Below are 20,239 nucleotides of genomic sequence, written 5' to 3' on the forward strand. Positions count from 1 at the left end.
GGAATCGCCGCCCGCCTTCACATGATTTACGGCGCTTCGCCGGTACCGGCGGTCGTCCCGGTCGTACTGGTCGTGCCGGTCGCGTCGGTCGCGCCGGTCACGTCGGCCCGCGCCCGGGTGACCGCCTCCGCCAGCTTCCGGACCCGCGGCTCGTGCTCGTCGTACCCCACGACGACGGGCGGCTCGTTGTACGGCATCGTGTCCGAGGAGCGGCGCAGCTTCACGTACTGCCCGCACGCGTCGATCGCGTACGGCTCCATGTCGTCCTGCAACGCGCCGATCACCGTGATGCCGTGCGTCTCGCCGATCTTGCGGAACAGCGCCACGGCCTCCTTGCGGTGCTCCTTGCCCAGGTTGCGGCCCAGCTCGTCCAGCACCAGGCACAGCCGCCCGCCGCCGGAACTGGCCAGCGCCGCCGCGCACACCAGCTTGACCGCCTTCTCGTCCATCAGCGCCGTGTTCGCGCGCCGGTTGTACGGGACGTACCGCTGGCCGTCCGAGCGCCGCCACTTCGGCGTCACCCGCCAGCGCCACTCCTGCTCCGGGTCGCCGGGCTGCTCCGGCGTCGGGAACTCCAGCGTCGCGCCGTACCCGCCGTACGTCACGTCCAGCTTCTCGAACTCCTCCGACACCCGCTGGAGCCGCGCCCGGATCGCCGCCGTCAGCGCCGTCCGGTGCGCCTCCGCGGCGCCCGCCGCCTCCGTCGCGCCCTTGCGCGCCTTCTCCAGGTCGGCGCGGCGCTCGGACATCTGCACCTCGATCTGCCGCCGCTGGTGCTTCTCGTAGTCCTCCTGGCGGCGCAGGTAGCCCTCCAGCGACTTCGCCAGCCGCAGGAACGTGGCCTGCTCCCGGTCGGTGCGGCGGCCCTCGCCCTCGGCGCGCTCCCGCAGCAGGAACCGCGTCTCCTCCGGCATGTCCTCATCGGACGGGCCGTCCGGGAAGACGCGTCGCAGCGCCTCCGACAGATGCTTCTCGGCGGTGTGCCACCACTCGGCGGGCGTCCACGTCGCCTCGTCGTCGTCGAGGCCGGACAGCCACTCGGCGGCGCCGTCCCGGGAGCCGCCCCACTCCTTCTCCAGCTCCTCCAGGCCGAGCGCCGCGCGCTTGTCCGCCAGCTCCGCCGCCTTGCGCCGCACCCGGTCGCGGTCGCGGTCGTGCGCCTCCTTGCGCCCGCGCAGCCGGTCCACCTCCAGCGCGCGCGTGTCCGCCTTCGCCTGGAGCCGCCGCACGGCCTGCTCCGCCGACCCCAGCCGGGGACCGAGCTTCGACTCGCTGCTCGCCAGCTCCTCCAGCTGCGCCCGCAGCTCCGCCATGCGCTCGTGCACGGCGTCCAGCTCGTCCGCCGCCTGCGCGCCCGCGAGGCGGCGCCCCGCGCGCGCCACGTCGGCGGCGGCGTCGGACGTCGCCTGCCGCGCGCTCTCCAGCGCCTCCTTCGCCGCCTCCAGAGCGGCCCGCGCCGCCTGCACGCGCGCCACCCGCCCCGTCACCGGCTCGGGGAACCCGCCGACGATCACGACGCCCTTCCCGTCGCCGTCGAAGGCGCCGAAGAAGCGCGTCAGCGGCAGCGCGCACCGGACCCCCTCGGGGTGCCCCGGCACCGGCTCGCCGCCCGGGTTCAGCTCCCCGTCCGCCGGGACGATCATCGAGCCGGGCAGCCCCTTCAGCGCGTCCGCCGCCGCGTCCAGATCGGACGTCCCGACCACGACGGCCTCCCGGTACGGCCACAGCGCGGCCTCCCACCGGTCGCGGACGTCCTCGGCCAGCTCCACCGCGTCCAGCAGCCCCACCGCCGCGATCCCGGCGGCGGCCAGCGCCCGGATCTGCGCGGGCGCGCTGCTCTCGCCCGCCTCCGCCTCCGCCAGCGACCGCTCCGCGCGCGCGACGGCGCCGCGCGCCATCCCGAACTCCTGCTGCGCCTCGTCCCGCCGCGCCTCCGCGTCCGCCAGCTCCGCCTTCGCGGCGGCGCCGTCCCGCCCGTCGGCCTCCCGCCGCCGCTCCTCCAGCGCCGACACCTGCCGCCGCAGCTCCTCCATGCGGTTGCGGGCGACCGCCTTGTCCGCGCCGAGCTTGTCGGCCTGCCCCTTCAGCTCGGCCAGCGCCGCGCTCGCCTCGCCGAGCCGCGCGTCCAGCGCGCCGCCGGTGAGCTGCTCGATCTCCCGCTCCGCCGCCTTCGCCGCCGCCGCCAGCTCCTCGGCCTCGGCCCGCAGCCCCTCCTGCTCGGCGGCGAGCGCCGCGTCGGACTCCGCCGCGTCCCCGAGCAGCCGCGCCTGCCGCGTCCGCCAGTGCCGCAGCGCCGCCGCGACCTCCTCGCGCGCCCGGTCGCGCCGGTCGAACGTCTTCAGCAGCGCCGCCGCCTCGCGCTCCCACTCCGCGAGCCGGTCCGCCGCCTCCGCCGCCTTCGCCCGCTCCCGGTGCTCCTCCGCCCGCGACTTGCGCTCGGCCTCCAGCTCCCGGTCGAGGCCGGTCAGCGCCGCGATCGCGCTGAAGATCCGCTCCGGGCTGATCTCGTTCAGCGGCTGCGACAGCAGGTTCGTCGCGACCTTCGACCGCACCGACGTCGACAGGAACGACACGCACCGCACCTGCCCGCCGTACAGGACGCGGCTCAGGTCCTTCGCCACCAGGTCGCGGCGGCCGGCGCTGCGCGGCAGGCTCGCCCACAGCCGGTCCGCGAGCCCGACCCGTCCCGCCTCCGACGGCGCCGACGCCAGGTACACGCCCTCCTGCCAGCGGATCTCCAGATGCGGCGCGTCCACGTTCACCCGCAGCCACACGGTCAGCGCGGTCTCGCGGTCGTCGTCCCCGTCCTGGCCGTCCTCGTCCTGGCCGTCCTCGGTCTGGCCGTCCGGGTCGGCGGCCTCGGCGTAGTCGAAGACGCCCACGATGTACCCGTGGTCCGCGCTCGCCCACTGGCTGTCGCCCTGCGCCGCCAGCTCCGCGTTGAACAGCAGCTCGGCCACGGCCCGCGCACCCGACGCGAACCGCCACTGCTCGTCGCCCAGCAGCGCCGTGATCGCCGCGATGAACGACGACTTGCCCGCCCCGTTGGAGTCCTTCGGGCCCTGCCCCGCCACCACGATCAGCGTGCCCGGCACGGTCGGCACCGGATGCGTCGACAGCCGCGAGATGTTCACCGCCTGCACCGCCACCAGCGTCCGGTCGCCGACGAGGTTCTCCGCGTCCCGGACGGGCCCCGGCACCAGCGGTTCCAGCACGGCCGTCATTCGCTCTCCCCCTGCTCGCGTTCCCGCCCCCGCCGCCGCGCCCGGATCGCCGCCGCCAGCGGCGAGTCCGGCCCCGCGGCCAGGATCAGCTCCTCCTGCAGCCGCCTGCGCGCCGCCGGCGTCAGCCGGTGGAACTGCGGCCCCGGCACGAAACCGCCCGCCTGCGCCGGGTCGGCCGGGTCGGCGCCCGCCTTCACCTGCGCCACCAGCCCGGCCAGCCGCAGCCGCCGCAGCGCCGCCTCGAGCTCCCCGACGGGCAGCTGCGTCCGCCGCCTCAGCTCCTCCACCGGCGTCGGGTACGGCGACAGCCACGAGTCGTCCTCCAGCAGCCCCGCCGCGCGCGGGATCGCCACCGAATGGATCAGCACCAGCGTCAGCACCGCCCGCTCCTGCAGCGGCGGCACGCACTCCTCGTCCTTCGCCAGCTCCGCCGCGACGTCGTCCCGGTACCCCGAGATCCACGACGTCTGCTCCGACCGGACCAGCGTCCGGCCGCTCAGCGCCAGCATCTCCTCGACCGTCCGCCGCAGCGCCGGCTCCCGCAGCGCCGGGAACCGCACCTCCGGCACCGGCTCGGCGGCGTGTTCCACCGCCATGTACGCCGCGACCAGCTCCGCCCGCCGCCGCTCGTCATAGCCGCGCAGCAGGCCCTCGAACAGCTCACTCACCGCCGCTCCCCGGACCTTCCTCACGCGACGCGTCCTCGCGTGCAGCCCGTGGGCCGTCTTCCGGGTCCGGCTCGGCCTCGTCGGGGCCGGTCGGCGGCGAGTTATCCACAGAAAGAGATTTCTCCGCCGCCGGTGCCGGGGGCGCGGCAGGCTCGTTCACGGAAGGTGACCTGAACACCACAGGAGGCGCGGATGACGCACGTTCACTACCCGGTGCCGAAGGCTCCGCGGCCGAAGCCGGCTCGTCGTCGGCCGGTTCGGCGGGACGGGGGGACGGGACGGCCGGAGGCTCGTCGAGCGGGTCCTGGGCGTGCGATTCCGCCGGAGGCGGGGGTTCGGGCAGGCGGTGCAGAAGGGAGCGCAGCGACGACAGCGTGTGCTCCGCCCACAGGGAGACCCGCGGACCGGGACGGACGGTACCGCTCTTCGCGGCGGTGCCCTCGTCCAGGAGGAGCCACCCGGTGTCGGCCAGGCGGCGCAGCTCGCCGGTGGCCCAGCGGCGCGCCAGGTCCGCGTCCCCCCGGGACATGCCCGCGTAGACGTCCAGGACGGCCGCGACCGTCGCCGGCGCTCCCGGCCACGGGGCGTCGTCCAGCCGCGTCCAGCAGCACCGCAGCGCGGCGGCGAGCACCCGGCGCGCCTGACCCGCGCGGTCCAGCGGCATGGGCGCGGTCTCGTACTCCTCCAGAAGCGCGGGCGTCGCGCCGTCCGGCCAGACCGGCAGCAGCCACACCCGGTCGCCGTCCGTGGCCGCGGCCGTCCCCGCCGGGACCGGATCGGCCGCCGCGACCGACGGGGCGCCGAGCACGCGGGCGCGGGCCCGCGCGAGAACCTGCGGGTCCACGGTCACGTCCTCTCGAACCATCCCGGCGTCACCCAGGTGGGCGCGCCGTCCGGGCGGACGTCCAGGCCGTCCGACCAGACGAGCCGGTACGGGAGCTCGGGGTGCAGATGGGCCGACGACAGGTCAGCCAGCGTCCGGCGCGCGGTCACCCAGTCCTGCGCGAGGACGTCGTGCACGGCGACCCGGTCCCGCCCGCGCAGGACCTCCTCCGCCATGGCGCGCAGCCGCTCCATCGCCGTGATGTCGGAGCCCGTCTCCGACGACAGCCCGGTGTCGGGCACGGACGGTCGCGGCGGCGCCGGCCGCGGCGGGGTCGCGCGCGGCCCGTCCTCGACGGCGGTCACCACCGCGGACGGCTCGTGCCACGGCGCGGCGGCGTCGAACACGAAACCGTCCAGGACCGCCGCGAGCTCCTCGCGGCCCGCGGTACGGGCGAAGGTGCGCCACGTCTCGGGCGGAAGGAGGGTCAGGTTGCGGGTCGTGCCCGCGGAGTCCGTCAGGCGCGCGGCCGCCCGCCGCGACGCGTCGCCGTAGGCGTAGATGGCGGCGCGCAGGTCCGTGCAGGTGCGGTCGAGCTGCGGCCACCGCCGCAGGATCGCCCCGTGCAGCCGCTCGGCGCGCAGCAGGATCTCCTCGGTGCCCCACAGCTTCGGCGCCTGCTCCCGCAGCTCCTCGATCGTCCCGTTGGTGAGCGTGACGAGCTCGACGCTCCACAGCCGGAACGCCCGGGCCAGGCCCTCCGCGCCGTCGCGCGCCTGCTCGGGCGTCATCCGCGGGTCGGCGACGTTGAGCTGCTCCAGCGCGAGGAGCCGGTGCATCTCGCTCTGCCCGCCGTCCAGCATCATCCGCCGCACGAACATCAGCCCGACCACGCTGGTGAACGACGCCCGGTACCGCAGCTGGTTCGGCTTGGGGAACACCTCCCGGACGGCGCCGAGCCCCTTCAGCACCCGCAGCCGGTTCTCGAACACCTCGGACGGGTACCGGCGGCACACGTACCGCATCTGCTCCCGGCTCAGCCCGTCCTCGCCCGCGTCGGCGAACGCGGCGAGCAGCGTCTCGGCGACGTCCACCAGCTCGGGATCGTCCACCACGGCGCCGCTGTCGCGCGCCAGCGCCGCGAACATCTGCCGGTACACGCCCAGCACGGCCTCGCCGACCAGCACGTCGTCGAGGCTGGCGGCCGCGTTCTCGGAGGCGGTGGACACGGCGCACTACGGTACGGCCCCGCGGCGCCCAAGGTGGAATCGGCGGCGGGACCGCCCGCGAGAAAGGGCCCCCGAAACCGCAGACGGGGCACGCACAGCGATGACACACTCACAGAGCGACCCGGACTTCGCGGGCCGCAGGCCGCACCAGGGCACGGAGCGCAACGGGCCGGGCCCTTCGGACACGGCAGGAGGGGCATGAGCGACCCGAGATCTCCCCTGAGGACGAACCTCCCCGCCGAACCCAACGCCTTCGTCGGCCGCGAGCGCGACGTGGCCGACCTGCGCCGCCTCCTGGAGGGCATGCGGGCGGTCACGCTGTGCGGAGCGGGCGGCATCGGCAAGACGCGGCTGGCCCTGCACGTCGCGCGGACGATGCTGGACGCCCACCCCGACGGCGTCTGGCTCGTGGAACTCGCCGGCGTCCGCGCCGACGGCACGCCCGAGCCGGTCGCGCGGCGCGTCGCGGCGGTGCTGGACGTGGCGGAGGAGGAGGGCCGCCGGACCGCCGACACGCTCGCCGACGCGCTGCGCGGGCCGTCGGTCCTGATCGTCCTGGACAACTGCGAGCACGTCATCGAGGAGTGCGCGGAACTGACCGGCCTGCTGCTGGCCCGCTGCCCGCGGATGCGGGTGCTGGCGACCAGCCGCGAGCCGCTGCGGATGGCGGGCGAGAACGTCTGGCGGGTCCCGCCGCTCGAACCGCACGAGGCGGTGCGCCTGTTCGCCGACCGGGCCCGCGCCGCCCGCCCCGGCTTCGACGTCACCGGCGGCGTCGAGGAGGTCACGCGGGCGCTGGACGGCATGCCGCTGGCCCTGGAACTGGCGGCCGCGCGCGTCCGGGTGCTGTCGGTCGAGCAGATGGCCGGCCGCCTCGCCGACCGGTTCCGGCTGCTCAGCGCCGGCGACCGGACCGCGCCGCCCCGGCAGCGGACGCTCCGCGCGGCGATCGACTGGAGCCACGACCTGCTCGACGAGCGGGAGCGGACGCTGCTGCGCCGGCTGTCGGTGTTCGCCGGCTGGACCCTCGAACAGGCCGAGCACGTCTGCGCCGACGCCGCGCTCCCCGCCGAGGACGTCCTAGACCTGCTGACCGCGCTGGTCGACAAGTCCCTGGTGGCCGTCGCGGGGGAGATGGCGGGGCAGGTCCGGTTCCACCAGCTCGACAGCATCCGCGAGTACGCCGCCGAACGCCTCGCGGAGGCGGGCGAGGACGCGGAGTTCCGGAACCGGCACCGCGACGCGGTACTGGAGGACGCCGAGCGCCACGGGAGGCTCGGCATGGCGGAGGTGCCCGGCGCCTGGGCCGACCGGGTCGCGCTGTTCCGCCGGTACGACGCCGAACTCGGCAACGTCCAGGCCGCGCTCACCTGGTCGCTGGACCGCGGCGACATCGGCAAGGGCCTGCGGCTGTGCACCGCGCTGCGCACCTTCTGGATCGTCCGGGGACGCGTCGCCGAATGGGCCGACTGGACGGACCGGTTCCTCGCCCGCTCGCACGGCACCGACCCGCGCATCCTGGGCGCGGCGCTCGCGGGGCGCGCGCAGCTGGCCGTCGGCGGCCGCGACTTCGCCCAGGCCGCCCGGTACGCCGAGGAGGCCCTCGGCCCCTGCCGGGCCGCCGGGGACACGTTCGCCACCGCGTCCGCTATGGTCACGCTGGCCGAGTCGCTCGCCCGCGCGGGCCGGTTCACGGACGCCGCGCAGCGGCTGGACGAGGCCGACGCGATCGCCGCCGGGCCCGGCCTGGACTGGGTCCGCGCCTACGCCCGGATCACCCGCGGCTACCTGCTGATCCGCCGGGTCCGCCTCCGCGAGGCCCGCGAACACCTCGACGCGGGCGCGAGGCTGATGCGGGAGATCGGGCAGCTCTGGGGCGCCGCGCACGCCATCATCGGCCTCGGCCGGCTCGCCGAGCTGCGCGGCGACCCCGGCGCGGCCCGCGCCCATTACGCGGACGTCCTGCCGATCCTGGCGGAGATCGGGGCGCGTCCGGAGATGGCGCGGGCGCTCGCCGGCATCGGCCGGGTCGCGCTGGAGCAGCGGGACATGGCGTCCGCGCGTGAGGCGCTGGCGGAGAGCCTGTCGCTGAGCCGCTCGTCCGGCATCCGCCTCGACGTCGCCCGCGCCCTGGAGACCTTCGCCGAACTGGTCGCCGTCGAGGGCGACGCGCGCGGCGCGGTGACACTCGCCGGCGCCGCGTCCGCGCTCCGCGAGGCCACCGGCCGCCACCCCGCCGCCGGCGCCCGCCGCGAACGGATGCTGGAACCGATCCGCCGCCGCCTCGGCGAGCCCCTCGTCGCCCAGTTCTGGGGCGAGGGCCGCGCGATGCCTCCCGACGACGCGGTCGACTACGCCCTCCACGCCCACAACGCCGCACCCACCCCCGTCCCCCCTCCACGCCCCAGCCAAGAACGACCCCGGCCCCCCGTACCACCGACCTGGGAACACCCGACACCCCGTCCCACCCGCGAACCAAGGACGGAACACGAACCGAACGCAGCCCAGGCGGCCGCGCGCCGCCCACCCATCAGCAGCCAGGCAAGCGCAACACAGCACTCAACCCATCCCGGCGGGGCACCAGAGCCGAGCGCACTGCGGAGCCAGGAAAGCGTCGGTAAGGAGCCAGGCGCGCAGCGGCCCACCGTGGCGCAACTACCGGCCAACGCGCGCGAACCAGAGACGCCCCTCATCCCTGCTGCGCAGTCCGTCCCACGCAAGCCGGACGGCGCCCCAGCACGTGCAGCGCAGCCTCCATCAAGCGCGATGAGTTCCGAAGCCACCCCAGAGTCGCCCACGGCCCGACGATCCGAAGCCGACCGCCAGAGACCTAACGACGACCCGGCAGACCTGTCGCAAGGCGCAACAGTGACGCGGCAGAAGGCCGTGCAAGAGCCAAGCCCGGCTCACGTACAGGAACTCGCCCGGCAGAAGACCGCCGGACAAGAGTCACGTGTTGAGCAGAACAACACGCCAGGACCAGCGGCGACTCGGGATGAGGACAAGCCGGGCCAGGGTGCGATACCTGCCCAGCGGAGCAGCGCTCAGGACGGCAGTCGACGACGCTCCACAAGCGACCCGACGAGCACGAAGCAAGGACCGGCGGCAGAACGGTTCCGGAACGAGCGAGAGATAGGCGCGGTCTGGGCACAGGGGCTCGGCTGGCACGAGGAGAGCGGGCGCCAAGCCGGAAGCGGCGAGTCGGCGGGCAGGTCGCGGGGACCGTCAGCAACGCGGTTCGAGGGCGAGCAGGAGCCAAGCGCGAATCAGGAACAGCAGCCCGGCCAACAGGAGACCGGGAGACGGGTGACAAGTGCTGGTCAGCACCAGCAGCCCGGCGCGCGGGAGGCCGGGCGACAAGTGAGAGGTTCCGAGCAGCCAGGCGTGTCGCAGGGATCGGCCGCATTGCCCTCCGAGGAGGAGCCACGTCCGGGCGCGGTCGGGGCTCAAGGCCCTGGCTGGCAGGAGCAGAGCGAGGACCGAGTCCGGAGCGGTCGGCAGGAGACCGGCGGACAAGTGCCGAGTGTGGAGCAGACGGATACGTCGCCGGGGTCGGCGGCAGGGCGGTATGGGGACGAGCGGGGGTCGGGTGTGGCGCCAAGCCTGCGGAGCGGCGGCCAGGTGCCGAGTGTGGAGCAGGCAGATGTGTCGTTGGGGTCGGTGGCGGCGCGGTTTGGGGACGGACGGGGGGCGGGAGCGGTGCCTGGTTGGCAGAGCGGCGGGCAGCAGGGTGGTGGGCAGGTGTCGAGTGTGGAGCAGGCAGGTGCGTCGCCGGGGTCGGCGGCTGCGCGGTTTGGGGACGAGCCGGGGCCGGGTGTGGCGCCCGGTCGGCAGAGCGGCGGACGACAGGGGGGAGGGCGGCTGTCGAGTGGGGAGCGGGCGGATGTTTCGTCGGGGTCGGTGGCGGGGCGGTTTTGGGGCGAGCGGGGGCTGGGTGCGGCGCCTAGCCGGCGGCGCGGCGAGGGGCTGAGCGGTGAGCGGAAGGGTGGTGAGCGGCAAGGCGGCGGGCAGGAGGGCGGCGGGCAGGAGGGCGGCGGGCGGCAGATCGCCGCCGACCTGTTCAACGCCGGCGCGGGTGGCGGGCGGCAGGGTGGTGAGCAGGTGGGTGGCGGGCAGGTGGGCGGTCGACGGGTTTCCAGCGGCGAGCCGGTGGACGAGTCGCAGGGATCAGCAGCGGTGACGCGGTTGGGAGCGCAAGGAGCAGCGGCGTGGGGTGGGGGCGAACCGGAGGTGGGGGCAGGAGAAGGACGCGTCGGCGGTGAGATGGCGGCTGGTGAGCGGTTCGGGGTGATGCACGGGTCGGAAAAGGCGGGGCAGGTCTGGGGCGGACGTGCGTCGGGCGCCAGCGAGGAGTGGGAGGCCGGACGGGACCTTCTGGGTGGTGAGCAAAGGGGCGAGGCGCGGGATGCGCGTCCTCGGAGCGGCCCAGGTGGGGGGCGGGCGGTGGAGGGGCGGGCTCGGCCGTTCACGCCGCCGAGCACCTTGACAGGGCGGGAGCGGGAGGTCGCACGGCTCGTCGCGCGCGGGTTGACCAACCGCGGGATCGCGGACGAGCTGGTGATCAGCCCGGCGACCGTCGCGCGGCACGTGACGAACATCCTGACCAAGCTGGGCTACTCGTCCCGTGCGCAGATCGCCGCATGGGTCGTGGAGACCCTTTCGCCCGAGGACTGAGGGGGTGTGTACACATCTCGGAGCGGTGAGGGGGTGCTGAATACGACCATGCCTGCGTAGTCCGGTGCATGTGCTGACGCGGCGTCCAACATAGCGTCGGCGCATGATCTCCCAGGGTGTGGACGTGGCCGCCGCGTACCCCGGCGCGACGGTGACGCGTGCCGTGCTCGGAGGGGCCGGTTCCGGACCGGAGAAGACCGCGCGGCCCGCCGTGGCCGACGCGTCGTCCGGCCGGTCGCTGACGTACGGCGAGCTGGCCGCGCGGACTGGCGCAGCGGCGGCCGGGCTCGTGCGGGAGGGGATCCGGCCGGGGGACGTGGTGGGCCTGCACCTGCCGGGCGGCCCCGAGTTCGCCCTCGCGCTGCACGCGGTCACCGCCGCAGGCGCCGTCCCGTTCCCCGTGGGCGGGCCGTCCGCCGCCGAAACCGCGCGGCTGCTGGAGTCCGCCGGAGCCCGGACGGTGATCACCTGGCCGGGGCTCGCCGATGACGTCCGGGGGCAGGAGCGGCGGCTGTTCTGCTTCGGGGAGGAACCCGGTACCGAGCCGTTCTCGGCATTGCTCACCGGTGCCGCGGCGCCGGCGGCGCCCGTGGATCCGGCCCGCGACTCCGGCGACGCGGAACCTGCTACCGAAGCGTTCTCTGCGCTCGGTGTCACTGCATCGGAGGTTGCTGTCGACCCGGGCGATCCCGGCGGCGCGGAAGCCGGTACCGAGCCGTTCTCGGCGCGGTCGACCGGTGTCGCGGCGCCGGTGGTCCCCGTCGACCCGGCGCGCGATCTCGCGCTCATCGTCTGCGCCGGTGGTCCGCCCGGACCGGGTCGGACGGTCCGGCTCACCCACGCGGAGATGGTCGCCGCCCTGGTGCGGGTCGCCGAGGCCGGCATGATCGGCGCTGCCGACACCGTGCTGACCGCGCTGCCGCTCACCGGGGTCCTCGGCCTGAACGGCGTCCTCAACCCGGGCCTGCGTCTCGGCGCCACGATCGTCGCCTTCACCGGCGGCCGCCACGACCTGCTGCGCGCGTTGCAGCGGTGGCGCGCGACCGTGGCGGTGCTGCCGCCGTCCATGGCCGAGGCGCTCGGCCGCGATCGCACGGTCGGCCGCTACGACCTGCGGACGCTGCGCGCCGTCGTCACCCTGGGCGGGCCGCTCGCCGCCGAGGACGCGCGCGCCGCCGCGGCCCGGCTCGGCTGCCCGGTCAGGCAGGCGTACGGTCTCGCCGAGGCCGCCGGCATCACGCACCTCAACCTGCGCGCCGCCGAGGAGGGCACGCTGGACTCCGTCGGACGCGGCCTGCCCGGCGTGAAGTGGTGCGTCGTCCATCCGCGGACCGGCGCCGGCCAGCCGTCCTACCAGCCGGGCGAACTGTGCGTGCGGCTGCCGGTGGCCCGGACCGCCGCCGTCCCCGTCCGCTGGCTGCCGACCGGCGACTCCGCGTTCGCCGACGACCACGGTCGCGTGTTCGTGCTCGGCCGGGTGGGACGTGCCAGGCCCGAGCCGCCCGGCGAACCCGAGGCGGTGCTCGCCGCGCATCCCGCGGTGTCCGACGCCGCCGTCGCGCCCGTCCCCGACGAGGACCTCGGCCTGGCGCCGCACGCGTTCGCCGTCGTCACCGACGAGACCTCCGCCGACGACCTGCTCGCCTACCTCGACACGCACGTCGCAGGGCGCCGCGGGGTCGTCGCCGTTCACCTGGTCGAGGAGATTCCCCGCGATTCTGGCGGGCGTGTCCGGCGCCGGGCCCTCCTCGACCGCGCCGGCCTCGGCCGACTCCCGTGATTCACCTGGGCGGCTACACATGTGTCTACATAGGTCTTCGGATGTGGCGGCGCTGGAGCCGGGCATACGGTCGCCGCATGCTGGACGGAGAGACCGGCGCGGTGGGCGTCGCCGACGCGACGGTGACGCGGACGGTGCTGGCGGCGATGGGCGGCGGCGACCGGACCGCGGTTGTCGACCGGGGGCGGTCGCTGGGCCGCGCCTGGTTCGCAGAGGTGGTGCCCGCGGCGGCCCGGGGCCTGCGGTGGCACGGGGTGCGCGCCGGCGACGTCGGCGCGATCCACCTCGCGGACGCCTGCGACCTGGCACTCGCCGTGCACGCGGTCGGTGCGGCCGGAGCCGTGCCCGCGCCGCTGCCGCCGGACGCGCCCGCGGACGAGCTCGCCGCGATGATGAACGAGGTGGGCGCGCGGTTCCTGATGACGGGGGAGGTGACCGCCGCGCGGTCGATGGCCGCAGCGGACGACTCGTACGTGCGGCAGGTCTTCGCGTTCGGGGACGTGCCGGGCGCCACCCCGTTCGACCGGCTGCTGGAGGCGGGGACCGGGTCCGGCGAGGCGCCGTCCCCCGATCCGCTGCGCGACGCGGCGCTGCGGCTCACGGGTCCGCTCGAAGACGTCACGCATGCCGATCGGCTCGCGGACCTCTACCGGCTGGCCGGGGCCGTCGCGCTCGGAGAGGACGACGTGCTGGTCTGCTGCGGTTCGGACGTGCCGGTGCGGACGTGGGTCGGGCTCATCGACCTGTGCCTGGTTCAGGGCGCGGTGTTCGCCGGAGTGCCGGAGCCGGGCGCCCGCGAGCTGCTGGAAGCGGTCCTGCGGTACGGGGCGACCGCCTTGGTCGTCGGCCCCGCGAAGCTGCGCGCGCTGGCGTTCGACCACGGCGCGGTCCCGACGTGCGGGCTTCGGGTGCTGGTGGCGGGCACGCCATCGGTGGAAGCGGCGCGCGCCTGCCGGATCCGGCACGGCTGGACGGTGTCGCCGCTGCCCTGAGCAGCCCGTTTAGGGGAGGGCGGTGTTTTGAGCGGCGGCCGCTTCAGGAGGGGGCGGTGTCTTGAGCGGCCCGTTCAGGTAGGGCCGGTGTTCTGGGTGGCTCGTCAGTAAGGCGCGCCCGTGAGGTGAGGTTGTTCGGTGTCCTGAGCGGTTCGTCTGGAGGGTGAGTTCGTCAGGAGGATGCGGAGCCGGGCTGGAGAAGGCCGCGGTCGAATGCCGCGGCGACCGCGGCGGCGCGGTCGTTCACGCCGAGCTTGCCGTAGATGTGCAGCAGGTGGGTCTTCACCGTGGCCTCGCTGATGAACAGGCGGGCGGCGGCCTCCCGGTTGGTGCTGCCACGCGCGATCAGGCCGAGGACCTCCAGCTCGCGGGGGCTGAGCGACTCCTCACCCCGCGGCGAGGACGGGCGGGCGGCGGCGGTGCGCATCCGGCTCATCAGCCGCGCCGCCACCGACGGCGACAGCACGGACTCGCCGCGGGCCGCGGCGCGGACCGCGCGGAACAGCTCGTCCTGCAGCGCGTCCTTGAGCAGGTAGCCGGTGGCGCCCGCCTCGATCGCAGGAAGCACGTCGCTGTCGGTGTCGTAGGTGGTCAGCACCAGCACCCGGGCGGGCAGGCCGCGCTCCGCCATCCGGGTGATGGCGGTGACGCCGTCGGTGCCGGGCATCCGCAGGTCCATCAGCACGACGTCCGGGCGGAGGGCCTCGGCGAGCCGCACCGCCTCCGCGCCGTCGGCGGCCTCGGCGAGCACCTCGAAGCCGGGCTCCCCGGTGAACATGCCGCGCAGCCCGTCGCGCACTACGGGATGGTCGTCGGCGATGAGCAGGGTGATCGTGTCACCGGTCATCCGGCGTCGCCCATCGGGACGGCGGGGACGCTCGCGGAGATCGCGGTGCCCGCGCCCGGCTCCGACTCGATCTCCAGCGTCCCGGCGACGCGGGCGACGCGGCGGCGCATCGCGGTGAGGCCGTAGCCGCCGTCCGCGGTCGGCGTGACGCGGTCGGGGGCGAATCCGGCGCCGTCGTCGCGGACGTCCAGGGTGATCAGGTCGCCCATGTACGACAGGGTCACCGCGACGCGGGACGCGCCGGCGTGCTTGGCGACGTTCGCCAGCGCCTCCTGCGCGGTGCGCAGCAGCGTCCCCTCGACCTCCGGGTGCATGGTCCGTACGGTACCGGTGGTCCTGACTTCGGCGGGAACGCCGTGCAGGGCCGTCCAGCGGCCGGCGACCTCGGTGAGCGCCTCGGGCAGTGCGGACTCCTCCAGCGACTGCGGCCGCAGCGCCTGGACGGACCGGCGGGCCTCGGCGAGGCTGTCGCGCGCCATCCGCTGCGCGACGTCCACGTGCCGTTCCCAGTCGCGGCCGCGCTCGCGGGCCTGCCGGGCGGCCTGGAGCTGGGTGACGACGCCGGCGAGGCCCTGCGCGATGGTGTCGTGGATCTCGCCCGCCATCCGCTGCCGCTCGTCGTGCACGCCGGCCTCGCGGGCCTGCGCGAGGAGCTGGGCGTGCAGGCCGGCGTTCTCCTCCAGGGCCGCCTCCAGTCGCGCGTTCGCCTCGGCGAGCTCGGCGATGACGTCGCGGCGCCGGTCGGACTCCTCGCTGATGCGCCAGGCGAACAGGGTGATCCCGCCCGCCAGCAGCACGTTCACCGCGAAGACCAGCAGGTAGACGAGCAGGTTCCCCCGGTCGATGCTCCCGATCCCGCCCAGCTGCGCCGCGGCGCCGAGCGCGGCGCAGACGATCACGGCGAGGGTCCGCCAGCGGGGGCCGAGCCAGAACGCGTGCATGTACCCGGTGATGATTGCGAACCCGTACATCCCGTTCATCGAGATCAGCGCGCCGATCAGGCCGATCAGGACGACGTAGTAGGCGCCCGCGGCGCGGGGGCGTTCCAGCCGGTCGGGGTGGAGGACGGCGATCCATGTCACCCACGCGACCGCCGCCGTGCTCAGTCCCAGCTGGAGGGCGATCCTGCCGGGCGTCCCATGGTCGACCAGCAGCCCGAGCGCCGTCGCCAGCCCCAGCGAGACGTACGGGACGACGCCCAGGGCGAGCCGCTCGCGGCGTTCCCAGGCGTCGACGCCGTACTCGTGTTCTGGCACGTCACTCCCACCGGAAGAGCCGGGCGGCGGCCAGGGTCGCGACCACCGCGTACGCGGCCATTATCGCCAGATGGAGGGGATGCGGCGCGTGGCCCATCCAGGCGTCCCGCATGGAGCGGATGCCGGCGCCGAGAGGGGTGACGTCGCAGATCCGCTGCAGGGTGCGCGGCATCTGGTCGTAGGGGATGTACACACCGGCGAGGAACATGCTGGGGAAGAACAGCAGCGACCCGACGGCGTTGCCGGCCCGGCCGGTCGGCACGACGGCGCTGACGAGCGAGCCGAGCGCCAGCAGCGCGAGCAGGCACAGGACCGCGGCGAGCAGGAACCAGCCGAAGCCGCGCGGCACGGGGGTGCCGAACGCCGCCGCACCGGCGACGATCATGACGGCGGCGGTCACCGCGCCCGCCCCCGCGTTGATCAGCAGCTGGGCGCCGAGCAGCGCCGACGGCCGGACGGGGGTGGCGCGCATGCGGCGCAGCACGCCGCGCTCGCGGTAGTCGGACAGCACGCCGGGCAGCATGATGAGGCTGAGGATCGCGAACGCGACGCCGGTGCCGAGGACGGCCATGTACTCGGTGGTGGTCTGCCCGCCGAGGTTCTCGGACGGCTTGGTGGCGTCCGGCATCAGCCCGAAGCCGAACAGCAGGGCGAGCGGGAGCACGACCGCGAACACGGGGGTGAGGGCCTCGCGCATCCGCATCCGGAACTCGACGGCCAGGATCTTGCCGAACATTCTGCGGCTCCTTCAGTCGCGGGCGGACGGCCCGCCGGTCAGGGCGAGGTAGGCGTCGTCGAGGGTGCGCTGGTCGATGCGCAGGTCGGCGACCACCACGCGGCTGCGGGCGAGCGCGGAGGTGACCGCGGTGGCGAAGTCGCCGCGGCCGGTGACGGTCACGTACGCGCCGGACCGCCGGACGTCGGTGACGCCGGGCACGCCGGCCAGCAGGGCGAGGTCCAGTTCGTCGACGGGCCGGAACCGCATCCGGCCGCCGCCCCCGGTGGTCTCCTCGATGAGCCGCCCGGGGGTGCCGGTGGCGACGATGCGGCTGGCGTCGAAGACGGCGAGCCGGTCGCACAGCTCCTCCGCCTCGTCCATGAAGTGGCTGATCAGCACGACGGTGACGCCCTCGTCGCGGATCCGGCGGATCAGCTCCCAGGTGGCGCGGCGTGCGTGCGGGTCCAGGCCGGTGGTCAGCTCGTCGAGGAACGCGACGCGGGGCGCGCCGACGAGCGCGAGCGCGATGTACAGCCGCTGCGCCTGCCCGCCGGACAGCTTGCGGACCCGGGCGTCCCGCTCGCCCTCCAGGCCCCATTGGGCGATCAGCTCGCCGGGGTCGCGCGGGGAGGCGTAGAAGGAGGCGTACAGCTCGAGCGCCTCCCGCACCCGGATCGATCCGGGCAGGCCGGTCTGCTGGAGCTGGACGCCGATCAGCTCGTGCAGCCGGCGTCCGTCGGTCCACGGGTCGAGGCCGACGACGCGGGCGGTGCCGCCGTCGGGGCGGCGCAGGCCCTCCAGGCACTCGACCGCCGTGGTCTTCCCGGCGCCGTTCGGGCCGAGGATGCCGAAGATCTCGCCCTCCTCGACGGAGAAGGACACCTCGTCCAGGGCGGTGCGGCCGCCGTACCGCTTGCTGAGGCCGTTCACCTCGATGATCGCCAACGCGGGCTCCTCTGGTCGTCTCCCAACGACCACAAGGCTCCCGGGGCGGGCCTCACCGGGACATCGACCGACCGGCCACGCGGCGGCTGATCCGCCGCATCAACCGATCGGTGGAGGGGGCTGAGACGTCGCGTGCCGTCCCGTGCAGGCGCTCACGGGACGGCACGCGGGTTCTGGAGGCGTCAGGCGGGACGCGGGATGGACTTGTGCTCCAGGTAGGCGTTCAGGCCCTCCGGGCCGAGCTCGCGGCCGAGGCCGCTGTTCTTGAAGCCGCCGAACGGGGTGTTGGGGTCGAGGCTGTAGAGGTTCACGCCGCAGCTGCCGGTGCGGATGCGGCGGGCGACCTCGACGCCGTGGTCGACGTCGCCGGTCCAGACCGAGCCGCCGAGGCCGTAGTCGCTGTCGTTGGCGATCCGGACGGCGTCCTCCTCGTCCTCGTAGGGGATCAGGACGAGCACCGGGCCGAAGATCTCCTCGCGGGCGATCCGCATGTCGTTGCGGACGTCGCCGAACACGGTCGGCGCGACGTACCAGCCGCGGTCGTGCGGCCGGTTCAGCCCGCCGGTGATGACCTTGGCGCCCTCGTCCTGGCCGATCCGGATGTAGTTCTCCACGCGCTCCTGCTGCCGCTTGGCGACGAGCGGGCCGATCTCGCTGGAGTAGTCGGCCGGGTCGCCGACGGTGAGGCCGCCGACCATGGTCGCCAGGGCGTCGGCGACCTCGTCGTAGCGGCGGCGGGACGCCAGGATGCGGGTCTGCGCGGCGCACGCCTCGCCGTTGTTCATCAGCGAGGCCATCTTGAAGCCCTCGATGGTGGAGGCGAGGTCGGCGTCGTCCAGCACGATCGCGGCGGACTTGCCGCCGAGCTCCAGGGTGACCCGCTTGAGCTGCTCGCCGCAGACCGCGCCGATCTTGCGTCCGGCGGCGGTGGAGCCGGTGAAGGACACCTTGTCGACGCCGGGGTGCGCGACCAGGTAGGCGCCGACCTCGCGGCCCGCCGGGACGATGTTGACGACGCCGTCCGGGATGCCCGCCTCCTTGATCCACTCGGCCAGCAGGTAGCTGTCGAGCGGCGTCTCGGGGGACGGCTTGGCGACGACGGTGCAGCCGGCGATCAGCGCGGGCGCGAGCTTGAGCATCAGCGTGAACTGCGGCACGTTCCACGGGACGATCGCGGCGACGACGCCGACCGGCTCGCGGGTGACGGTGACGGGGCCGAGCATGCCGGGCCGCTCGTCCTCCCAGGCGTAGGTGCCGGCGAGGTCGACGTAGTACTGCAGCACCATCTGCGGGATCGCGGCCTGCCCGAACACCGAGAACAGGATCGGCGAGCCCATCTCCGCGGTGACGAGGTCGGCCATCTGCTGCTGCCGCTCGGCGTAGATCGCCGACAGCCTGCCGACCTTCTCGGCGCGCTCGGCGGGCGTCATCCGCGGCCAGGGGCCCTGGTCGAAGGCGCGCCGGGCGGCGGCGACCGCGGCGTCCATGTCCGCCTCGGTGCCGTCCGGCACCCGGCCGATGACCTCCTCGGTGTGCGGGGAGATGACCTCGATGGTGCCGGTGCCGGCCGGTGCCGTCCACTCGCCGCCGATGAACAGCCGATCGTGCTCGAGCATGCTGATGTGCCTCCTGCCGGGGGGTCCGCGGAGAGTCCGGAGCGCATCCGCTGACCGAATGCTTGCTTGGCTCAGCATTGCACGCGGTCGAGGGGGGTTGGCAAGAGAAATGAGACTAGAGTCTCACCGAGTCAGCAGGTGCGCGTTCGGCGCCCGCGCCGGCCCGGCGAGCTCGGGCAGTTCGACCAGCTCCACGCCCGCCGCCTCGAGGATCTCCGCGCCCGTGCCCGCGACGAACACCGACGGCTCGCGCCAGGCGAACACCACCCGCCGCGCCCCCGACGCGACGATCAGCTCGGCGCACGGCCGCGGCCGGGACGCGCGGTTCCCGCACGGCTCCAGCGAGCTGTAGACGGTCGCGCCGCGCAGCACCCCGCCGGTCTTGGCGATGGCCGCCTCCTCGGCGTGGTCGTGCGGGTCGGCCTCCCGCGAGTGCCCGCGCGCGATCTCCCGGCCGTCCGCGCCGACGATCACCGCGCCCACCGAGAACGCCGTCGAGGACGGCGGGCACAGCGTCGCCAGGTCGCAGGCCAGCGCCAGCCACCCGGCGTCGTCCATGATCGCGTCAGCCACGCTCGCCTCCCGGCAGGTAGCGCAGCAGCGCGAGGTCGCCGATCCGGGTGATCTCCGCCAGCCGCATCGGCCGCTCCGGCGACTGCGGGAACACCCCCGACCGGACGAACCGCGGCGCCGACGGGTCGCCGACGAAGAACGGCGCCACGACCAGCTGCAGCTCGTCCACCAGCCCCGACGTGAGGAACAGCGTGTGAACGGCGCCGCCGCCCTCCACCATCAGCCGCCGCACGCCGCGCGCCGACAGGTCCGCCAGGACGGCCGGGAGCTCCAGCGGCTCGCCCGCGTCGACGACCTCGCCCAGCCCGCCGAGCCGCTCCGCCAGCTCCGCGGCCGCGCCGGACGGCGCGTACACCAGCTTCGGCGACTCGCCCGTGGTGAAGAACCGCGCGCCAGGATCCAGGTCGCCGCTCCAGGTCAGCGTCACCTTGGTGAGGTCGGGCGGGAGCCCGCGAGAGACCCGCTGCTCCCGCCGCGCCTGCGAGCGGATCAGCAGCTTCGGGTCGTCGGCCCGGACGGTCCCGGCGCCGACGAGGATCGCGTCGCAGCCGGCCCGCACCGCGTCGACGCGGTCGAAGTCCGCGGCGCTGGACAGCCGCAGCCGTTCCGGCGCCGCGTCGTCGATGTACCCGTCGACCGACATCGCGCAGCTCAGCAGCACGTAAGGACGATCACCCACCACCCCAGCCTAAAACCTGCCGCACCACCCCCAAGCCACCAGTGCACCTTGACCGCCGAGTGGAGCCTTCACCTTGAGCGACCAGGCCGATCCGACCGGCCGGGGCGAAGCCGAAGGCGAGCCCGGCAGGGCCCCGCGCCAAGCCGAGCCGTCACGCGAGCGCGCCATCTGACCGGTGGGGGCGATGCCGAAGGCGAGCCCCCACCGGGAAGCTC

The 20,239-nt window shown here is 74.9% G+C and carries 14 protein-coding genes; 3 read left to right on the forward strand and 11 right to left on the reverse strand.

Translation table 11 applies throughout. From position 1 onward, the window contains the following. Positions 1–26: 26 nt before the first annotated feature. From ABT299_RS13960 to ABT299_RS13975, 4 genes are read right to left on the reverse strand one after another with little or no spacing between them, the layout of a single operon-like run. A complete protein-coding gene (locus ABT299_RS13960) occupies positions 27–3,224 on the reverse strand; it encodes a coiled-coil domain-containing protein (RefSeq protein ID WP_500250985.1) in 3,198 nt (1,065 codons plus the stop codon). Next, entirely contained in the window at positions 3,221–3,892 is a 672-nt protein-coding gene (locus ABT299_RS13965) for a DprA-like winged helix domain-containing protein (protein ID WP_500250986.1), read from the reverse strand. Before ABT299_RS13965 ends, ABT299_RS13960 begins: the two co-directional genes overlap by 4 nt. After that, complete coding sequence (locus ABT299_RS13970; protein ID WP_500250987.1) at positions 3,885–4,736, reverse strand: hypothetical protein; 852 nt, start codon at positions 4,734–4,736, stop codon at positions 3,885–3,887. Before ABT299_RS13970 ends, ABT299_RS13965 begins: the two co-directional genes overlap by 8 nt. Positions 4,737–4,738: 2 nt before the next feature. Continuing rightward, on the reverse strand, positions 4,739–5,944 hold the full coding sequence (locus ABT299_RS13975; RefSeq protein ID WP_190868149.1) for a hypothetical protein: 1,206 nt from the start codon (positions 5,942–5,944) through the stop codon (positions 4,739–4,741). Positions 5,945–6,142: 198 nt separating this feature from the next. Between ABT299_RS13975 and ABT299_RS13980 the strand changes: the two genes are divergently transcribed. From ABT299_RS13980 to ABT299_RS13990, 3 genes are all read left to right on the forward strand, one after another. Further along, entirely contained in the window at positions 6,143–10,618 is a 4,476-nt protein-coding gene (locus ABT299_RS13980) for a LuxR C-terminal-related transcriptional regulator (RefSeq protein ID WP_500250988.1), read from the forward strand. Positions 10,619–10,721: 103 nt separating this feature from the next. Further along, positions 10,722–12,398: an AMP-binding protein gene (locus ABT299_RS13985; protein WP_500250989.1), complete on the forward strand. Its 1,677-nt coding sequence runs from the start codon at positions 10,722–10,724 to the stop codon at positions 12,396–12,398. A gap of 77 nt (positions 12,399–12,475) precedes the next feature. Next, positions 12,476–13,390: an AMP-binding protein gene (locus ABT299_RS13990; RefSeq protein ID WP_500250990.1), complete on the forward strand. Its 915-nt coding sequence runs from the start codon at positions 12,476–12,478 to the stop codon at positions 13,388–13,390. 172 nt (positions 13,391–13,562) lie between these two features. Here the strand turns inward: ABT299_RS13990 and ABT299_RS13995 are convergent, their stop codons facing one another. The 7 genes from ABT299_RS13995 to ABT299_RS14025 form a co-directional block, all read right to left on the reverse strand. Then, positions 13,563–14,237 (reverse strand): response regulator, encoded by a 675-nt coding sequence (locus ABT299_RS13995; RefSeq protein ID WP_500250991.1) that lies wholly within the window; start codon positions 14,235–14,237, stop codon positions 13,563–13,565. Further along, on the reverse strand, positions 14,234–15,493 hold the full coding sequence (locus ABT299_RS14000; protein ID WP_387023709.1) for a sensor histidine kinase: 1,260 nt from the start codon (positions 15,491–15,493) through the stop codon (positions 14,234–14,236). Before ABT299_RS14000 ends, ABT299_RS13995 begins: the two co-directional genes overlap by 4 nt. A 1-nt stretch (position 15,494) precedes the next feature. Beyond that, complete coding sequence (locus tag ABT299_RS14005; RefSeq protein WP_190868159.1) at positions 15,495–16,229, reverse strand: ABC transporter permease; 735 nt, start codon at positions 16,227–16,229, stop codon at positions 15,495–15,497. Positions 16,230–16,241: 12 nt separating this feature from the next. Further along, positions 16,242–17,156: an ABC transporter ATP-binding protein gene (locus ABT299_RS14010; protein WP_500250992.1), complete on the reverse strand. Its 915-nt coding sequence runs from the start codon at positions 17,154–17,156 to the stop codon at positions 16,242–16,244. A 182-nt stretch (positions 17,157–17,338) separates the two neighbouring features. Then, positions 17,339–18,772 carry an aldehyde dehydrogenase gene (locus ABT299_RS14015; protein WP_190868162.1) on the reverse strand — a complete coding sequence of 478 codons (1,434 nt, stop codon included), beginning with the start codon at positions 18,770–18,772 and terminating at the stop codon, positions 17,339–17,341. A gap of 123 nt (positions 18,773–18,895) precedes the next feature. After that, positions 18,896–19,330, reverse strand: a complete 435-nt coding sequence (locus ABT299_RS14020; protein ID WP_190868167.1) for a cytidine/deoxycytidylate deaminase family protein — start codon at positions 19,328–19,330, stop codon at positions 18,896–18,898. 7 nt (positions 19,331–19,337) lie between these two features. Then, positions 19,338–20,024 (reverse strand): dihydrofolate reductase family protein, encoded by a 687-nt coding sequence (locus ABT299_RS14025; RefSeq protein WP_190868163.1) that lies wholly within the window; start codon positions 20,022–20,024, stop codon positions 19,338–19,340. Positions 20,025–20,239: the final 215 nt, after the last annotated feature.

Origin of the sequence: Spirillospora sp. NPDC000708, from assembly GCF_040299565.1 — a bacterium.
Lineage (GTDB): Bacteria > Actinomycetota > Actinomycetes > Streptosporangiales > Streptosporangiaceae > Spirillospora.